13 protein-coding genes are annotated in these 16,569 nt (G+C 58.0%); 4 read left to right on the top strand and 9 right to left on the bottom strand.

Features of this window, described 5'->3' with window-relative positions:
- Positions 1-18 precede the first annotated feature (18 nt).
- From G7048_RS26070 to G7048_RS26105, 8 genes are all read right to left on the bottom strand, one after another.
- A complete protein-coding gene (locus G7048_RS26070; protein WP_166071389.1) occupies positions 19-603 on the bottom strand; it encodes a cysteine hydrolase family protein in 585 nt (194 codons plus the stop codon).
- Entirely contained in the window at positions 600-3,140 is a 2,541-nt protein-coding gene (locus G7048_RS26075; protein WP_166071390.1) for a CaiB/BaiF CoA-transferase family protein, read from the bottom strand. The genes G7048_RS26070 and G7048_RS26075 overlap by 4 nt, the downstream gene beginning before the upstream one ends.
- Entirely contained in the window at positions 3,133-3,621 is a 489-nt protein-coding gene (locus G7048_RS26080; RefSeq protein WP_166071391.1) for an acyl dehydratase, read from the bottom strand. The genes G7048_RS26075 and G7048_RS26080 overlap by 8 nt, the downstream gene beginning before the upstream one ends.
- Positions 3,622-3,637: 16 nt before the next feature.
- On the bottom strand, positions 3,638-4,141 hold the full coding sequence (locus G7048_RS26085) for a MaoC family dehydratase N-terminal domain-containing protein (RefSeq protein ID WP_166071392.1): 504 nt from the start codon (positions 4,139-4,141) through the stop codon (positions 3,638-3,640).
- A 53-nt stretch (positions 4,142-4,194) separates the two neighbouring features.
- Complete coding sequence (locus G7048_RS26090) at positions 4,195-5,409, bottom strand: acyl-CoA dehydrogenase family protein (protein WP_166071393.1); 1,215 nt, start codon at positions 5,407-5,409, stop codon at positions 4,195-4,197.
- A 94-nt stretch (positions 5,410-5,503) separates the two neighbouring features.
- On the bottom strand, positions 5,504-6,481 hold the full coding sequence (locus G7048_RS26095; RefSeq protein ID WP_166071394.1) for a hydroxymethylglutaryl-CoA lyase: 978 nt from the start codon (positions 6,479-6,481) through the stop codon (positions 5,504-5,506).
- Positions 6,482-6,526: 45 nt separating this feature from the next.
- A complete protein-coding gene (locus G7048_RS26100) occupies positions 6,527-8,284 on the bottom strand; it encodes a thiamine pyrophosphate-requiring protein (RefSeq protein ID WP_166071395.1) in 1,758 nt (585 codons plus the stop codon).
- A gap of 46 nt (positions 8,285-8,330) precedes the next feature.
- Complete coding sequence (locus G7048_RS26105; protein ID WP_166071396.1) at positions 8,331-9,737, bottom strand: MmgE/PrpD family protein; 1,407 nt, start codon at positions 9,735-9,737, stop codon at positions 8,331-8,333.
- A 245-nt stretch (positions 9,738-9,982) separates the two neighbouring features.
- On the opposite strand from G7048_RS26105, the gene G7048_RS26110 reads away from it, so the two are divergent.
- The 4 genes from G7048_RS26110 (at position 9,983) to G7048_RS26125 (ending at position 15,087) form a co-directional block, all read left to right on the top strand.
- On the top strand, positions 9,983-10,978 hold the full coding sequence (locus tag G7048_RS26110) for a porin (RefSeq protein WP_166071398.1): 996 nt from the start codon (positions 9,983-9,985) through the stop codon (positions 10,976-10,978).
- Between the two features lie 20 nt (positions 10,979-10,998).
- Positions 10,999-11,973 (top strand): tripartite tricarboxylate transporter substrate binding protein, encoded by a 975-nt coding sequence (locus G7048_RS26115; RefSeq protein WP_166071399.1) that lies wholly within the window; start codon positions 10,999-11,001, stop codon positions 11,971-11,973.
- Between the two features lie 70 nt (positions 11,974-12,043).
- The gene (locus tag G7048_RS26120; protein ID WP_166071400.1) at positions 12,044-13,486 is read left to right on the top strand and encodes an NAD-dependent succinate-semialdehyde dehydrogenase; all 1,443 of its coding nucleotides are present in this window, start codon (positions 12,044-12,046) and stop codon (positions 13,484-13,486) included.
- Entirely contained in the window at positions 13,483-15,087 is a 1,605-nt protein-coding gene (locus G7048_RS26125) for a GMC family oxidoreductase (RefSeq protein ID WP_166071401.1), read from the top strand. Before G7048_RS26120 ends, G7048_RS26125 begins: the two co-directional genes overlap by 4 nt.
- Positions 15,088-15,222: 135 nt before the next feature.
- Here the strand turns inward: G7048_RS26125 and G7048_RS26130 are convergent, their stop codons facing one another.
- Positions 15,223-16,236: an AraC family transcriptional regulator gene (locus G7048_RS26130; RefSeq protein ID WP_166071402.1), complete on the bottom strand. Its 1,014-nt coding sequence runs from the start codon at positions 16,234-16,236 to the stop codon at positions 15,223-15,225.
- Positions 16,237-16,569 lie beyond the last annotated feature (333 nt).

Below are 16,569 nucleotides of genomic sequence, written 5' to 3' on the forward strand. Positions count from 1 at the left end.
CTTTTGCTACCCGAGAGTTTAAGCGGCGAAGTTGACAGTGGCTGCTTTTTCGACTGTACAGAAGCGGGAAATGCTCTGAATGGAGTTCTGGTGTTCCTGTTCCGAGTGCGCGCAGCAAGCGTCTTCGATCACCACGACTTGGAAGTCACGGTCATGGGCATCACGCACGCAGGCCTGAACGACAGCTTGTGTGGATACGCCGGAGCAGTAAATGCGACGAATGCCTGCGGCACTCAGTTGCGCTAGCAAGGTGGTGGAATAGAAGGGGCTGACGCGGTGCTTGACCACCTGGATGTCACCCGGCTGCTGGTCCAACGAAGGGTGAATTTCGGTGCCCCATGTTCCCAGTTTGAACATGCTGGCCTTGGGCGCTCCTCCGAAAAGCGGCGAGCCGGTGGGGCATTCATGATAGTCATCAGAGAAGCCCACCCGCACGAAGCCTACTTTCACGCCGGCAGCGCGAGCTCGCTCAATGGCCAGTTGCGTGTTTTCCAGCGTGCGACGCTCCTTGAGCAGAGCGCCCATGGGACCCTTGGCGGCCGGTCCATCTTCGTGGACCAGCTCATTTTGCATATCGAGGACGAGGTAGACGGATTGCGTCATGGTGTAGTTTCCTGAACTAGGTTGGTTGAACGATATTCGGAGGAGGCCTCACGGTAGCGCTTGTCATGCGTCTTGATCGTGCCGCGAGCCACCAGTGCTCCGATATCGATCGGCAGCAGTTTCGGTGGGTTGATGGGTGTATCGGACACAACCTGACTTTCGCGCAGTTGGCGGATGCTTTCGGGGGACAGCTTGAGCAGTTGGCCCAGTACGTCTGCGTTGTCCTCACCGAAGTGCGGTGCACGACGGCGAATGCCGACAGATGCACCATGCCAGATGTAAGGTCGGCCGATCAAGGCGCGCTCGCCTATGTCAGACTCGAAGTCGACGCATTCGAAGAACCGTCGCGCCACCAACTGAGGCTCGCGAATCAGGTCGCTGCTTTCGTTGACCGCCCCAGCAGCTACCCCTGCGGCTTGCAATTTCTGCGCGGCGGAAAGTGGGGTGTGCTGCAATGACCATGCTGCGCAGTGAGTATGGAGAGCTGCGTCGCTTGCATCTGCCGGTGCGTTGACGAGTGCGCTCAGCTTTTGGCGAATGGCATGTGTTGCTGCACTTATGACCATCCATCGGTTGTCACCTGCTGATTGGAAGACACCACTGAAGTGGGCATTCCATTCGGCGTTGCCTCGGCACGCGACGTCTTGCTGACCGCTTTGTACTGCAATGAACGATTCCGGGATGACGAGTGGGCCCAGTTGGTACATTCCCAGATCGATCCATTGCCCCTGGCCTGTGTTCTCGCGATGAACCAATGCTGCCATGATGCAGGTCAGCCCTGACCACGCGGCAAGAAAGTCCGGATAGGACTGCCCCACCTTGGTGGCTGACTCGCCAGCATAGCCGGCGTAGTTGCTCAAGCCCATGGTGGCTTCCAGCGTTGTGCCTTGTGCCTTGTAGGAGGACCAAGGTCCATTGGAGCCATAGCCTGTGTTGGACAGCATGACCAGGCGGGGATTCAGCTCGGCCAGCTTCTCGTACGGCAGTCCCCAGCCACGCATGACACGCGGGGTGAAGTTGTCGATCAGTACGTCACTTTGCTTGACCAACTCGCACAGCACGTCACGGCCGGCGGGTGTCTGCAGATCGAGTACGACAGAGCGCTTGCCTCGGTTGAGCATCTGAAATGTCGAGCAGCGATTCCAGCCGGCGTCGCCCGGATCGTTGTCGACCAGATAGCCGAAGCCACCCGCACGCAACTGATCGAGACGCTTGGGGGCTTCGATCTTGATCACTTCCGCTCCGAGATCTGCCAGCAGCGCTCCCATATAGGGCGCTGCGAATACGGTGGACAGGTCCAGAACCCGAAGTCCCGTCAATGGAGCATTGGTTGCGGCACCCGATATTGCAGCCGTCGTGCGGCGGACACTTGCGGACGCCGCACTGCCCAGCGCTTCGGCCCGCGATGTGCTGCCAAGCGCCGGTGCGAGGGTGCGCACGGAGACCGGTGTGGCGGACATGCGAGCGATGCGTGAGGGCAGCTTCCATGTTTTGCCATCGGCAACTGGAACCTCTGTCCAGAGATCTCGCGTGGCGAGATGATCGCAGTCCATCAATTGTGCAGCCGATTGCAGCACACCACTGAGCAGACCTTCTTCGTTGGCCTTCTCGAACAGTTCGCGGCCAGACCGGCCTTTGAGCGCCGCGTGCAACAGCGCGCGAAGTTCTTCGGCGTGATCGATGCGGCCTTGCTGTGATGCGAAGCGTTCGTCGCAAAGACGTGGCTCGTTCAGCAGTTGCGCGAAGCGATCCGGGCCATACAGTGGATTGACCTGAAGGGTCACGTAGCCGTCGAGCACCGGCAGGGGCTCGCCGCTGAGCAGCGGGTCCTGAACGGCAGAGCGACGGGCGGCGACCACGCCGGCCAGCGAATATGCCGGAAAAACGGAGACCAGCTCGGAAGCGACCACCTCCATGGCCGAGAGGTCGATCAGGCTACCGCTTTGAGTTCGCAGAGCGTGGAAGTGAGCTGCCATGGCGGTGTAGGCACCATTCAGGCCCGCACAGTAGGCAGACTGACGCAGTCCAGGCTTGAGTGGTTCACGGTTCTGCAGGCCGCTGAAAGACATGATGCCGCCCATGGCCTGCAGAACCAAATCGCCACCTTGCCAATTGGCTTCTGGTCCATCCCAGCCAAAGTCGCTGACGGCAACGATGGACAGATGCGGAAAACGCTCGTGCAATAGCTGAGGAGTCAGTCCCCAGGTGTTGGCTGTTTCGGTGGGCCCCCAGCCGAAGACAAGTATGTCTGCTGCCGCGAGCAGCTTGGTGACTGTCTCGGCGTCTGCAACGTCGCTCGGATCGAGCACAAGGCTTTGCTTGTTCCAGTTCAGATACTCGAAAAGTGCGCTGTGGGCTGATCCTGGGATGGCAGGGCCTTCCTGACGCAGTGGATCACCAGTGGGTCTTTCCACCTTGAGCACTTGCGCGCCGAAATCACCGAGCAATCGTGCGGCGAACTGGGCGGCATGATTGCCAGCCAGCTCGACCACTCGCACGCCCGCTAGTGCGCTGGGTGTGGTTGCTGCGTTATGCATTTTCGATCACGAACGGATAGGGCACGGGTTTGCCGTTTTGCAGCGGAAGCACGGCAACGGCTGTGCCGGGAGTGCTTTCCTGGCCTTCTTCATTGCGGATGCCGATTTCACAGGTCACATGGCCATAGCCATCGCGCACTTCGAGATGGGTGATGCGACCCCATGCCGTCAGTGTCGTTCCGGCCACGTCCAGCTTGCGGAAGCTGAAATCGATTTTCCAGAGCCAGCCTGCTGGGGTCATCCATTCGCGCATCATCTGCACGAGGAAATGCTGCTTCCAAGTGCCGTTGATGGGCAGACCAGGGAGCTTGTCATGTTCGATCGCGAAGGGACGATCATAGTGAATGCGGTGCCAGTTTTCGATTGCGGCAGACCAGCGCATCAGGTGCGAAGTGGTGATGGGGCCGCGCACGAGAGATGTGAGTTCGTCGCCGACCTTGAGGTTCTCGAAGACAGGGGTGGCTGCAGTAGTCTGGGTCATTTCAGTGTCTCCTGGATCAACGGGCCAGTTCGGTGTGGACGATGCGCAGGAGCTTTTCGCCGCTCTGATTGGTGTATATCGTTTCTGTCTTGAAAATGATCATCGGACCGGAAGACGACTCACGCTCGGCAATGTCGACATAGGTGGATTGACGGCTTACTACATCGCCGAGCTTGGCGAAGCTGAAAAATTCGCAGGCATAGCCACCATTGAGCAGTCGCTTGAATGGCAACTTCAGACTTGGAAGGCCCTTGCTGACCGTGCCACCCATACCGTCCCAATCAGGGTTTTCTTTGAACTTTTCGAATGTGTCGGGCGTGCCTGCGGCTCGGGTGAAAAGATGCAGGGGTTGCAGCGGCGTGGCTACTGGAGACCCGAAGCCGCGAGCGGATGCCTCGACGGGGTCCCAGTGGGCCGGGTCGCTTTCCATGACGGCTTGGGTGAAGCGACGCAGCATGTCTGCGCTCAGCGGCACGGAGGCCGTTTGCACTTCACCGGGGACGCCGATCAGTGCCTTCATTTCTGGAGTGATGTAGGACATGAATGATTCCTTGTGGCAACTGACAAAAGGGTTTACTTGAGCAACTGACGAGCGATGAGCATCTTCTGCATTTCGGTCGTACCGCCGCCAATCTGCAGGTGACGAAGCAGGCGATAGAACACGGTCAGTGGCAACTCAAGGGCTTCGCCCATGGCGCCGTGAATCTGGATGGCGTGGTCAATGGTGCGGGCGCCCCATTCACCAGCCGTGAATTTCACGAGCGATGCGTCGTTGCGTACGTCTTCGCCGCGGTCACCTCGTGCAGCAGCCGAGTAAGTCATGGCGCGCAGTGCTTCGATGTCGACGTGCATGTCCACCAACCGCCATTGGATGGCTTGGCGATCCGCCAGCGGCTTGCCGAAGGTGACGCGTTGTTTGGACCATTCGACCGACATGTCGAGTGAGCGTTGCATGCGGCCCAGCGCTTGTGGTGCACGCAGCAGACGGTCATGGATGGTGAGCCAGCGTTGACCCAGACGGAAGCCGTTGCCGACATCACCCAACACGTTTTCATCTGGAACGAACACGTTGTCGAAATGCACGACATACTGAGCCGAACGAGATCCCAGCCAAGTGCGGATGCCGCTTTCTTCGATGTTCAGACCAGGGGCACCTTTTTCCACGATGAACATGGTGATGCCGCCGCGTTGGCGCTTGTCGGCATCCGTCATGGCTTGCACTTGGATGATGTCCGAGCTCAACGCGTTGGAGATCCACATCTTTGTGCCATTGATCAGCCAGCCTCCATCGGTCTTGGTGGCACGGGTCTGCATCATGCCTCCCGGGTCGGATCCCGCATTGGGTTCGGTCTGTGCAAAGCAGGCAGATTTTTCACCGGCGATCACGGGCTTCAGAAAACGTTCGATCTGGTCACCGCGTGCTTCATAAAGAATGTTGGGAACTGTCGCCATGGGGAATGGAACGGCGCAGTAGTGCAGTTCTTCGCTGACGACTACTTGTGTCAACAGGCCCATTGCAGTGCCGCCGTATTCCTCAGGCACGGTCATGTTCCAAAGTCCGGTGTCTTTGGAGATGGAGACCAGTCGGTCCACGATCTTCTTGTCGAAAACGCCGCGAAGGTTTTCCATGGCGGCACCGTAGGTGGCCCAGTCGCTGGCCAGATATTGCTGCTCCAGTGGCATGAGCTCGTCGCGAACGATGCGACGAGTCATGTCACGGATTTCCTGAACCATGGGAGGGAGCTGAAAGCTGGGTGCATCAGCGTCGAATTCGGCTACTGCGTTCATGATGTTTCTCGATCTTGAAATGAAGGCGTGCGCTTGCCTTCAGCCTGCATTTGGCAGGCTGTTGCGGGATGAGCTGCGGAGGTTGGGGAGCGCGTTACGCGGCTGCGGTTTGTGCTTCGCGCACGCGGTCGCGAATGCGGTCAAGGTTGCGGCCCAGCTTGACGCGGCCGGGCAGCGGGTGTCCGACGATTTCTTCCGCGAGAACGGCACACTCGATGAGTTTGTCCAAGTCCACGCCGGATTCGATGCCCATTTCGTTGAGCATGAACACCAGGTCTTCGGTGCAGACATTGCCCGCAGCCCCCTTGTTGCCCGCAAACGGGCAACCACCCAGACCTCCTACGCAGGCGTCAAAGGATGTCACGCCCATTTCAAGCCCTGCATATGCGTTTGCAATGCCCATGCCGCGGGTGTCATGCAGATGCAGGCCGATCAGCTTGTCTGGATAGCGCTCGCGGATGGCGCCGACAGTCTTGCGAATGGCGACTGGAGTGGCCCAGCCCATGGTGTCCAGCAGGCCGATGCGTTCAGGACTCAAGCCGTTGTCCTTGGCGATGCGAAAGCCGGTGTCGATCAGAGAGAGCACGCGCTCCAGCGGGATGTCTCCGTCGAAGTTGCAGCCAAATGCGGAAGCCACGTTCACGTTGTTCACGACGATGTTGCTGGCTGCGAAGTTGGCAGCAATGCGGTTGGCTTCGGCCTGGTTGTGTTCGAAGCTGGAGTTCTGGTTCTTCTGCAGGAAGGTGGCAGAAGCTGTCAGCGTGATGGAGCCGGTGATGTCGAGCACGCCGGTGCCCTTGGCGCGGTCCAGTCCCTTTTCGTTGAGCCAGACGCCGGTGTATTTGACGCCTTCCTTGCGTTTGATGCGTTGGCAGATTTCATCGGCGTCGGCCATTTGCGGAACCACTCTGGGGTTCACGAACGAGCAAACGACGATCTGTTTGAGTCCTGTTTCGGACAGTGCATCGATCAGGCGAACCTTGTCATCGGTGCTGATCAGGCCCTTTTCAATTTGAAAGCCTTCGCGAGGGCCTTCTTCTTTGATCGCAACAGCTTTGGGAAAGTCGAACATGGCAGCTATTCCTTGGGAGAGAGAAGTGGATGGAAGGGGATGCGATCACGCACCCATGACGTTGAGCAGAGCGTGGCGCTTTTCCACAGTCACTGCGTGGATGGCGCGCTGAAGTGCAGGCAGCAGTTCTTCGCGTGTGTTGACCTTTTCGCCATAGCCTCCGGAGGCTTGGGCGTACATCTCGAAATCGGGCATGTGACCCAAGCCCGAGAGCGGTGCCATGCCGTGTTCCTTCACGTATGCGCGAGTTGCGCCATCGGGATACACCGCCAACGTTGTCTGTTCGACAGCCTGCCAGTGATGGTTGTTGAACACGATCATCAGCACAGGCAGGTTGTGCATTTCGGCGGCCTGATGGCACGAGGCCGGGTTGGTGAACATGTAGGCACCATCTCCCTGCACGCAGATCACCAGTTTGTCGGGCGCGGCCTGTTGCGCGCCCAATGCGGCGGGGAAGCCCCAGCCCAGGCCGCCAGCGGTCGAGTTGAGGAAGTAGGTTCCGGGCTCGGTGAAGCTCATGTGCTCGGCGCGGATGGTGTACTCACTGATCACCAGCGCATCTTTGGGCCGAACTTGGTCGATGCAATGCGAGAGGAATTGCTTCGTGATGAGGCCGCCCTTGACAGTGTCCTGCTCCAGTTGCTTGGTGAGCGACGTGCGCCAAGTGAGGCTGTCTGCGCTGATCTTGGCAATGCGATCGGCGGCGGTGTCTGCTGCTCCGATTCGTTCCAGCTCTGCTTGCAGTGCCTTGAGGAAGGGCAGCGAGCGTGAAACCAGCGTCACGGAGGATTGGAAGCTGCGCAGCGGCAAGTCCTGGAACAGCGGGTCCACACCGACTTGAGCGATGAACGCATCTGCCGGTGGCTCAGCACGGCCCGGCACCCATGGCACGTCGGATTCGATCGTGAGAACCACGTCCGCGCGACTGACCACGGCTGTGGCGTCGTGGCCGAGATGGTGGGGATGCGTGAACGGCACATTCACGAAGTGACCCATGCTTTCGGCCACCGCGATGCCGTAAGTGCGAAGCAGTGTGTCCAATACGGGAACGGTCTGGGTGTCTGCGCCGCTGGAGCTCACCACGATGAGTGGGTACTTGGCATTCTTGATGGCCTGAGCAATGCGTGTCACGCCTTCTGGGTCAGGGTAGGGTGCACTGACTACGGGCTGGGCGGGTCGGCGCTTGTAGTCGGCGGGCATCGGCTGCGCCAGCACTTCGCGTGGCAGCGTCAGGTAGATGGGGCCACGGGGCTCGGCCATGGCGATCGAGAGGCCACGGTCAACGACTTCGTCGACGTTGCGACCATCGCGCAGTTCATAGTCCCACTTCACCAACTCGCGAGCCATGCCCGCTTGGTCAAACATTTCCTGCGCCCAATGGATGGGACTGTTGCGTGCGCCCAGCACACCCTTTTCATACAGCGGCGTGCGGCCTGCGGTGAAGAACATGGGAACCTGACTGCGTGCCGCATTCATCAGGCCACATACCGCATTGGCGGCACCTACGGTGACGTGCAGCATTACGGCCTGAGGCTTGCCGGTCACCATGTAGTAGCCATGGGCCATTCCCACCGCCAGATTTTCATGCACCGCGATCACCGGCTCGGGGAAGTCCTGTCCGCCCGACAGACCCTTGGCATAGGCTTCAACGATAGGGGCTGTGTCTGTTCCCGCGCCAATGTAGAAGTAGTCGATGCCGCGTGTTTTCAACAGGGACAGGTAGGCTTCCGCCACGGAAGTGGGTGTGGCGGTTGCGAGAGGTTCGGTGGTGCTGCCGCTGGGCAGTTCTCGGGGCATGTTCATCTGCGGGTCCTGCAAGTGAAGAGTGATTGAATGAAGTTCGGGAAGATCACTGTGCGGGTCGCAGCAGTGCGGCAAAGGTGCGGAAGTCGCTGACGTTGTGCAGATCTGCAACAGCTTGTTCGATGGCTTCAAAGCGTGCTTCGCCAAGACGCGGTGTGATCAGCGAATGCGCTTTGGTGCGCAACTCGGAGTCGGTAATCGGATTGGTGGGATGCCCTTTGGCAAACTGCACTTGCGCTTGCAGAGTGCGTCCGTCGATGCATTGCACTTGGACGATCGGTCCGTGCACATGTTCGGCAGGCAGATCGGGAACCAATGCGATCGCTTGCATCAGGCGCTGGATCTGTGGGTTGTCGATTTGCGGAGGTGCAAATTGCGGCAGATCGGCGCGGCCAGTCAGGGCGGTGACTGCCAGCGAGTACGGCATGCTCATCTGTGCGTCGAGAACGCTTTGAACGCGATATCCACCTACCAGCTTGGCAGTGTGGGCTGGGCAGTGCACTTCGATGCGTGCGATCTCTTCAGCGCGAAGTGCGTGCACTCTTTGCAACTGCAGCATGGCGTCGATGGCACCATGTGATGCTCGGCAACAGGCATAAGGCTTGATGCCTGTGAGCGCAATGGCGTTGAACTCCCCGAGCTGCTCCAGTACACGCTCTGGCTGCGCTTGCGTTCCGCAATAGGTCTTGAAGAAACCTCCCCAATCGGACTCGAGGATATGGGCTGGTCCCGTCATGCCTGCCTGAGCGAGATACGCCGCCGCGACGCCAGTCTCGGCGGCTTTTCCTGGATGCATGCGCTTGGTCATTGCGCCATCCTTCATGAAGGCCCAGACGCCACCCATGTAAGTGCCAGCGATACCCAGAGCATGTGTGGTGCGCTCGGCATCCAATTTCAATGTCCTGGCAGCTGCCAAGGCTGCGCCAAATGTTCCGCAGGTGGCCGTCGAGTGCCAGCCGAGGCCATTGTGTGCCCTGTATCCGCCGGCCGCATTGAGCATGCGGCCGGCCAGGTCGTAGCCCGCTGCAATGGCTGTCAACACAGTGGCACCGCTAGCACCGCTAGCACCGCTCGCTTGAGCGACGGCAGTCACGGCAGGGACAACTACAGCACCCGTGTGACCACATCCGTCGAAATCGTCCAACTCAAGCGCATGGGATGCCGTGCCGTTGACCAGCGCCGCTTGCGCGACGGGCAAGTGTGTTTGTGTACCCCATGCCACCGCATTCCCATCGCTGGGGCACGTGTTGCCATGCATGGCACTCACTCCCCGGCGCACTGCAACCGTTTCGGGGGCATCCACGCCTGCGATACCGGCGGCGATGGTGTCCAGAACACGCTGGCGCACGAGTTGGGTCAGTTCCTCTGGCAAGCCGTTCAGGTCGCTATCGCACCAATGCGCAGCAATCTGTTGTGTGAGTGTGGACGTCGAAGTGGTGAAGGATGACGACATTGCTTGAACGATTGATGTTTGTGTGAATTTTATAGCAAACTATAAAAATAACACAAACATCCAAAATTAGGGTTGTTACTTGGGTTTTTGCGATGGGTTTTTTCGAAAAATTGGTATTTTTTAAGTGAGCTGCAAGTTGATTTGCTGCGGATTCCTATGAACTCTTGTTTTATCTCTAGGGAAAACCATTGTTGTTCCGTTTGATAAAACAATGAAAGAATAAATAGAACTAAACGGAGATTTCAATGTCGAGAAGCAAATTTGTATTCACCATCCTGGCCGCAGCCTCTTTCACAGCAGCCGCGCAAAGCAAGGTTGAGATCTATGGTGTGGTGGACTTGGGCATCACCAAGGGGAATGGCGGCACTGCCAACAATGCAGGTGCCAACGGCACCAGTGATGCCTGGCAAGTCAAGCAGGCGTCCGCTTCGCGTGTGGGGTTTCGCGGGGTAGAAGATCTGGGCGGAGGGCTGACTGCTCAGTTTCAACTGGAGCACCGCTTCAATCCGGATACCGGTGACTACAACACCAAGCAACCGTTCTTCATGCAGTCAACCGTAGGTCTGTCGCACAAGGACATCGGTACTCTTTGGATGGGGCGTGACTTCATCCCAGCGTTCTGGGTTGCCATCAAGTCCGATCCGTTCGGTATGGACGGCGTGGGCCAGGTTGGCCCGGCAAATCTGTACGCGGACTTTGCTTCGTCATCTGAAAATGCATCGCGCACCAACAACACGGTGGGCTTCAAATCCAAGCGCATCAATGGCTTCAGCTTCGATCTGGCCTACGGCATGCATGAACAGCTGACCAGCGCGCAAAGCGGCTTCAATGTGCAGTATCAGGCCGAGCGTCTTTATGCAGGTCTGGGCTATGCGAAGAAGAACAATGCGGTGGCGGCCACAGCGGCGGTCAATGACGAATTCCTGAACGTGGCTGTGCATTACAACTTCGATGTCCTTCGACTCATCGGCTATGTCGCACAGGCCAAGAACAAGAACTTCAACTACGACTCGATGGAGTACCTGTTGGCTCTTGATGCACCAGTCGGTCCAGGTCGTGTGAAGGCCGCATATACCAAGGTACGCGGCGACTACAAGCTCAATGATCGCGAGAAGCTGGGCTTGGGTTATGACTACAACCTGAGCAAGCAAACACGTCTGTACGCGGATGTGGGCGTCGGCCGTCAGAAGGACAAGTCCACGAACACCACGTTCTCCGTGGGTATTCGCAAGGCGTTCTAAGCGCTTCAGGAAGCACAGAAATGAAAATTCTCAAGCGTTTCAAGATCGCTGCATCGGCGGTCTTGCTTGCTGTCGCGAGTCAGTACTCGGCGGCGAACTCGTCGGCACCCATCAAGCTTCTGGTGGGATTTGTCCCCGGCGGTACGAGTGACGCGGTTGCGCGCATGCTGGCAGATGAGTTGCGAGTGGAGTTGGGACGAAGCGTCATTGTGGAGAACAAGCCTGGAGCCGGTGGCCGCATTGCGGCACAGGCGCTCATGGGGGCACCGCATGACGGCACAACTTATCTGTTCTCACCGGACAGCTGGGCCATCTTCCCGACGATTCTGGTTCCCGCCAGCACGCTGAGGTACAACTATCTGGAAGACATGGCTCCAGTGGCACGCGTCATCTCGTATCCGTTGGGTCTGTATGGCAGCCCAAACACGGGCGCAAAGAACCTCAAGGAATATGTGGCATTGGCCAAGAAGGATCCTGCCCTGACGCTGTATGCATCAGCTGGAGCTGGGAGCATCACCGAATTTCTGGGCGTCGTCATGACCAAGGAATTCGGTGTGAAGATGACAGTGGTTCCCTTCAAAGGTGCAGGCGATGTGAAGACGGCAGTTCTGGGTAGCCAGGCACCTGTGGGCATCATGGCTCCTGGCGATATCTTTCAGTTCGTGTCAGAGGGGCGAGTCGTGCCACTGGGATTCATGACAGAAAAGCGCTGGTCTGTGCTTCCGACCGTTCCGACGATGAAAGAGCAGGGCTTCAACGTCACGCAGGGGGAGGCATTCATGGGGCTGTGGTCCACGAAGAAGACACCCGCTGACGAACGCAAAAAGATGGAAGACGCGGTCAAAAAAGTGCTGAGCGATCCCGCTTTCAAGAGCCGCGTGCTTCAGTCGAACGTTTCCCCTGATTTCGCCACGGGGGCAGACATGGATAAGCAAGTTCGCTCGCTCATCAGTTTCTGGAAGCCAGTGGTTGAACAGTCGGGCTTCAAGCCCTGAATTTTCCAATATGCAGAAGTCGCAACAGCTCCGCGGTTGTTGCGATTTTTTGCTTTGCAGGACGCCAAGAATGAAGTATCCGGAAGTCAGACTGCTCATCGACGGTGAGTGGATCGGCAGTGAAAAAACCATTGATGTCATCAACCCTTCATCAGAGGAACTCGTTGGGAAGATTCCCCATGCCAGCGCTGCGCAGATCGAGATGGCCATTTGTGCCGCTCAGAAAGGCTTTCGGGTCTGGAAGAACACGCCCGTGGCTGAGCGCACCCGCATTCTGCTCAAGGCAGCGGAACTGATGAAGTCTCGTGTCGAGCGGATTGCCGCCGCCACTGTGATGGAGCAGGGGAAAAACTTTCAGGCAGCCTGTTTTGAAGTACGCAGAGCGGCCTCCATACTGGAGTGGGATGCGAACGAGGGCATGCGTCATTACGGTCGCATCATTCCCATGAGCCCTGATCTACGGTGCTTGGTTCGCAAGGAACCCATCGGAGTTGTCGCGGGATTTTCGCCGTGGAATGCGCCCGTTGGTTCACCCATGCGCAAGATTGCCGCATCTCTTGCGGCAGGTTGTGCGCTTGTTCTCAAGCCTGCTGAAGAGACTCCGGCAGGGGCGTTTCATATCGCTCAGGCATTGATGGATGCCGGGTTGCCCGCGGGTGTGCTTAGCCTGCTTTATGGAGACCCTTCCGAGATATCTCAAAAGCTGATCGAAAGTGAAGCTGTGCGGCTGGTCACGTTCACAGGTTCGGTGGGTGTGGGCCGTCAACTGGCCAAGATGGCGGGTGCGCAATTGAAGCCCTGTCTATTGGAGCTTGGTGGTCATGCTCCAGTCGTCGTATGTGGCGATGTCGATCCGGTGAAGGTCGCGCAACTGGCCGTCAAGGCCAAGGTGAACAACACAGGTCAGATTTGCGTTTCTCCCACGCGCTATTTTGTACAAGAGGAAATTTTCGAGCAATTTGCGCAAGCCTTTGCAGAGCAAGCAGCTCGTGTGGCAATCGGTGATGGATTCTCCAAGGACGCGGATATCGGACCGCTCACGAATGCCAAGCGTGTGCAGGATATCGAGCGTCTGGTTGACGATGCCAGAGACAAGGGGGCGAAGGTACTGTTCGGCGGAAGGCGTCCTGATGGAAAAGGATACTTCTACCCACTGACGGTGTTGGCCGATGTTCCGAGCGAAGCGCAGGTGCTGAGTCAAGAACCCTTTGGCCCGATTGCCATCATCAACAGCTTCAAAACGCTCGATGAAGCCTTGGTCAAGGCGAACTCGCTGAACGTCGGGCTCGCTGCCTATGCATTCACCAATGATGCAGATGCCATCGAGAAGTTGAGCGAGGGCTTGGAAGCTGGATCACTTGCGATCAACACCTTCCAGGCCTCATCCGCTGAAACGCCATTTGGCGGGATCAAGGACAGTGGCTTTGGTCGTGAAGGTGGTGCGGAAAGTCTGGATGCCTATTCGGTTGTCAAGTCGGTCATGCAGGCCAATTATTCAAAGGTGCTGGCATGAACATGGCGTTTGATTATGTGATCGTTGGTGGTGGAACTGCGGGCTGCGTTCTGGCCAATCGCCTCTCGACCGATCCTGCTTGTGAAGTGTTGCTTCTGGAGGCGGGTGGACCACCCAAGGGACTTTGGCCCAATATGCCTGCGGGGACGGCGAAGATGTTCAACCGGGGGCCCTACAACTGGGGATTCGAGACCGAACCGGAAAAGGAACTGAATGACCGCCGCATCTATGCGCCTCGCGGAAAGGGGCTTGGGGGCTCCAGTCTCATCAATGGGATGGTGTTCGGCCGCGGTCACCCGGAGGACTATGACGCATGGGCTCAGTTCGGGATCAAGGGCTGGTCCTGGGCTGATGTACTTCCGCATTTTCAAAACATTGAGTCGCGCAATGCGAGTGACTCGAAGCTTCGCGGCCAAGCAGGCGAACTGAGCATCATCGATCCCAGCTACGTGCATCCCGCGTCGCTGGATTTCATCGAAGCATGTGGACAAGCCGGTTTCGAACGCAATGAAGATATGAACGGAAGCAGCAACAATTCGGGTGCTGGATTGCTGCAATTCAATATCAAGAATGGACGCCGCCATAGTTCGTCGCATGCATTTTTGCAGCCGGTTCGCAATCGCAAGAATCTGCATGTGTTCGATCACAGCCAGGCAATGAAGGTCTTGCTGGAAGGCCGCAAGGCGATTGGTGTGGAGTACATGCGTAACGGCGTGACGCTTCAGGTCGCAGCTCGTCGTGAGGTGATTCTTGCATCCGGGGCTTTTGGTTCACCCACACTGTTGATGCACTCTGGAATTGGCAATGCCCAACTTTTGGCCGACAAGGGTATCAGTGCCGTGCACCATTTACCGGGAGTTGGTGAGAATCTGCAGGATCACTTCTACACACACAGCGTTTTCGCGTGTACCTCGGACAGTTCATTGAACAAGGACTTCTCCAGTTGGCGCCAAGTGCTCCACGGGATTCAATACTTGCTCACGCACAAGGGTGCGCTCACCATGGGGGCATCTCAGGCTGTGGCATTTGTGAAGGCGCTTCCTGGCTCTGATCGGGCAGACACCCAGATCAACTTCAAGCCGGTAACCTGGTCACGCAAACCAGACGGGAGTGTCAGCATCATCAAGACGCCGGAGTTCTGCGCTGCGAGCTGCTTCTTGCGCCCGTATTCACGTGGAAGAGTAGGGATCCGTTCCGGAGATCCATTGGCGGCTCCGGTGATTCACGCAAATTATCTGAGCGCACCCAAAGACAAACAGGCGGTACTCAATTCATTCCGTATTGCACGAAGCATCTTCTCGCAACCGGCATTGCGTGGAAGGGTCAAAGCCGAAAGCTTGCCTGGTGCTCAGATTCAGGGCGATGATGAATTGATGGATTACGTGCGTCGATATGGCGCTTCGATGCACCACTGGGCGGGCTCTTGCCGCATGGGGAGCGATGCAGACGCCGTGGTCGATGAACGTTTGCGGGTGCGTGGGATAGCGAGTCTTCGAGTGGTGGATGCCTCGGTGTTTCCGTTGATTCCATCAACGAACACAAATGCACCGACGTTCATGCTGGCAGATCGAGCAGCGACGCTGATCGTCAGCGCCCAGTAATTCGATCTGGCAACGAGAGTCTCCAATGTGCGAGATCGCGTCCACTTTTTCACATTGGACACTACGTCTAGAAATAGACGCCCATTTCTGACATGCCGGGACTTCCACCGCGAGGTGCAGCGCACCAAAGCGCGCCTACTTCAGCGAAGGTGCCGTATATGTACGCAGGTATTCGCCGATGCTTTTCCCCGTCCAGCCCCGGAACGCGCGACGGAAAGCCTGCACGTTGAGATAGCCGAGTTCCGCGGCGGTCTCCTTCACTGGCAGGCCTTCCTGACACAACGAGCGTATCGCCAGGTCCAGGCGGGATTGGTTGAGTTGCTCGCTGAAGGAAGTCCCTTCGTGCTGAAGATGCCGACGCAGCGAGCGTGGGCTCATGCCGAGGTAGTCTGCGGCCTGCGCGATGTCCGGTGGGTCCTGTGGCTGGTTCAGCATCATGCTGCGCAGGCGCTCGGAAGTCTGGCGGTTGCGACCGGACTGGCGGATGAACTGGTCCAGATAGCGCAGGCACAGCTCGTGAAACTCGGGGTCGTGACCCGGCAGAGGATGGTCGATCGACACGGACCTTATGCGCACGGAGATCATCGATTCGGAAAACCGCACGGGGCAGCCAAGGGCCTCTTCATAGCGGTTCTTGTACGCGGGTGCACGATAGTCGTATGTGCATTCGGCGAGTTGCCACAAGGGGCCGAGCAGCGACGGTCCCAAGCCCACGGCCATGGACGTGATCTCCTCTGCCTCGAACCGACCGAACGGGCGATCCGTGCGGGCTACCTTGTAATGAATGCACCAGTCGTTTCGACCTTTGTCGACCAGCTCCACGGCGGTTGTGGTGCCCACGGCGCTGGAATACTTCTGCCAGAGCACCAACGCGCTGCGCAGGTTGGGCGCCGTCATCTGTGCGTGGGCCAGGATTCCGAAGTCGACGAGCTGTGCTTGTGAGCCCAGCTCCAGTCCAAGGCCTGGGTCGCGCGTCAGACGCAGCATGTTTTGCACGACACGCTCGCGTTGACGCGGTGCAATCAGCAAGGCAGGGTCCGTCAGCAGATCCTCGGACAAGCCCGAATCCGCCAGCACGTCCGCGGGGGCGATGCCTCTGGCCTTCATTCGGGCGACATAAGACCGAATTTTTGTGAGTTTCAACAACATCTTTTGTGTCCTGCGGCGCGATATCTGGATGCGGACCTTGTCTTGAAGACGGGCAACTGAGTTGGTAACCCTCACCAGTCCTGCATGGATGCAGCAAGCAGCGTGGCCTATCCATGCACTGCATTTGGGTTCGCGGGCGCGTTGCCAGTATGTGGCCTGAACGGCACCTGAGTGTCGGCAGAACCCACAGGGATTTCCCCAGTTCAGGTGCGCATCGGGCAAGCAAGTGGTGCAGATCAGGCCACCTCGGTTCCGCCGCTTGAGGCCGCAACCTATTCTTCGACCACGTTGCAAGTCGCAGGTGGCGCACCGTTCAAAGGCATCGGCCACTGC

The sequence above is a fragment of the Diaphorobacter sp. HDW4B genome (assembly GCF_011305535.1).
GTDB lineage: Bacteria > Pseudomonadota > Gammaproteobacteria > Burkholderiales > Burkholderiaceae_C > Diaphorobacter_A.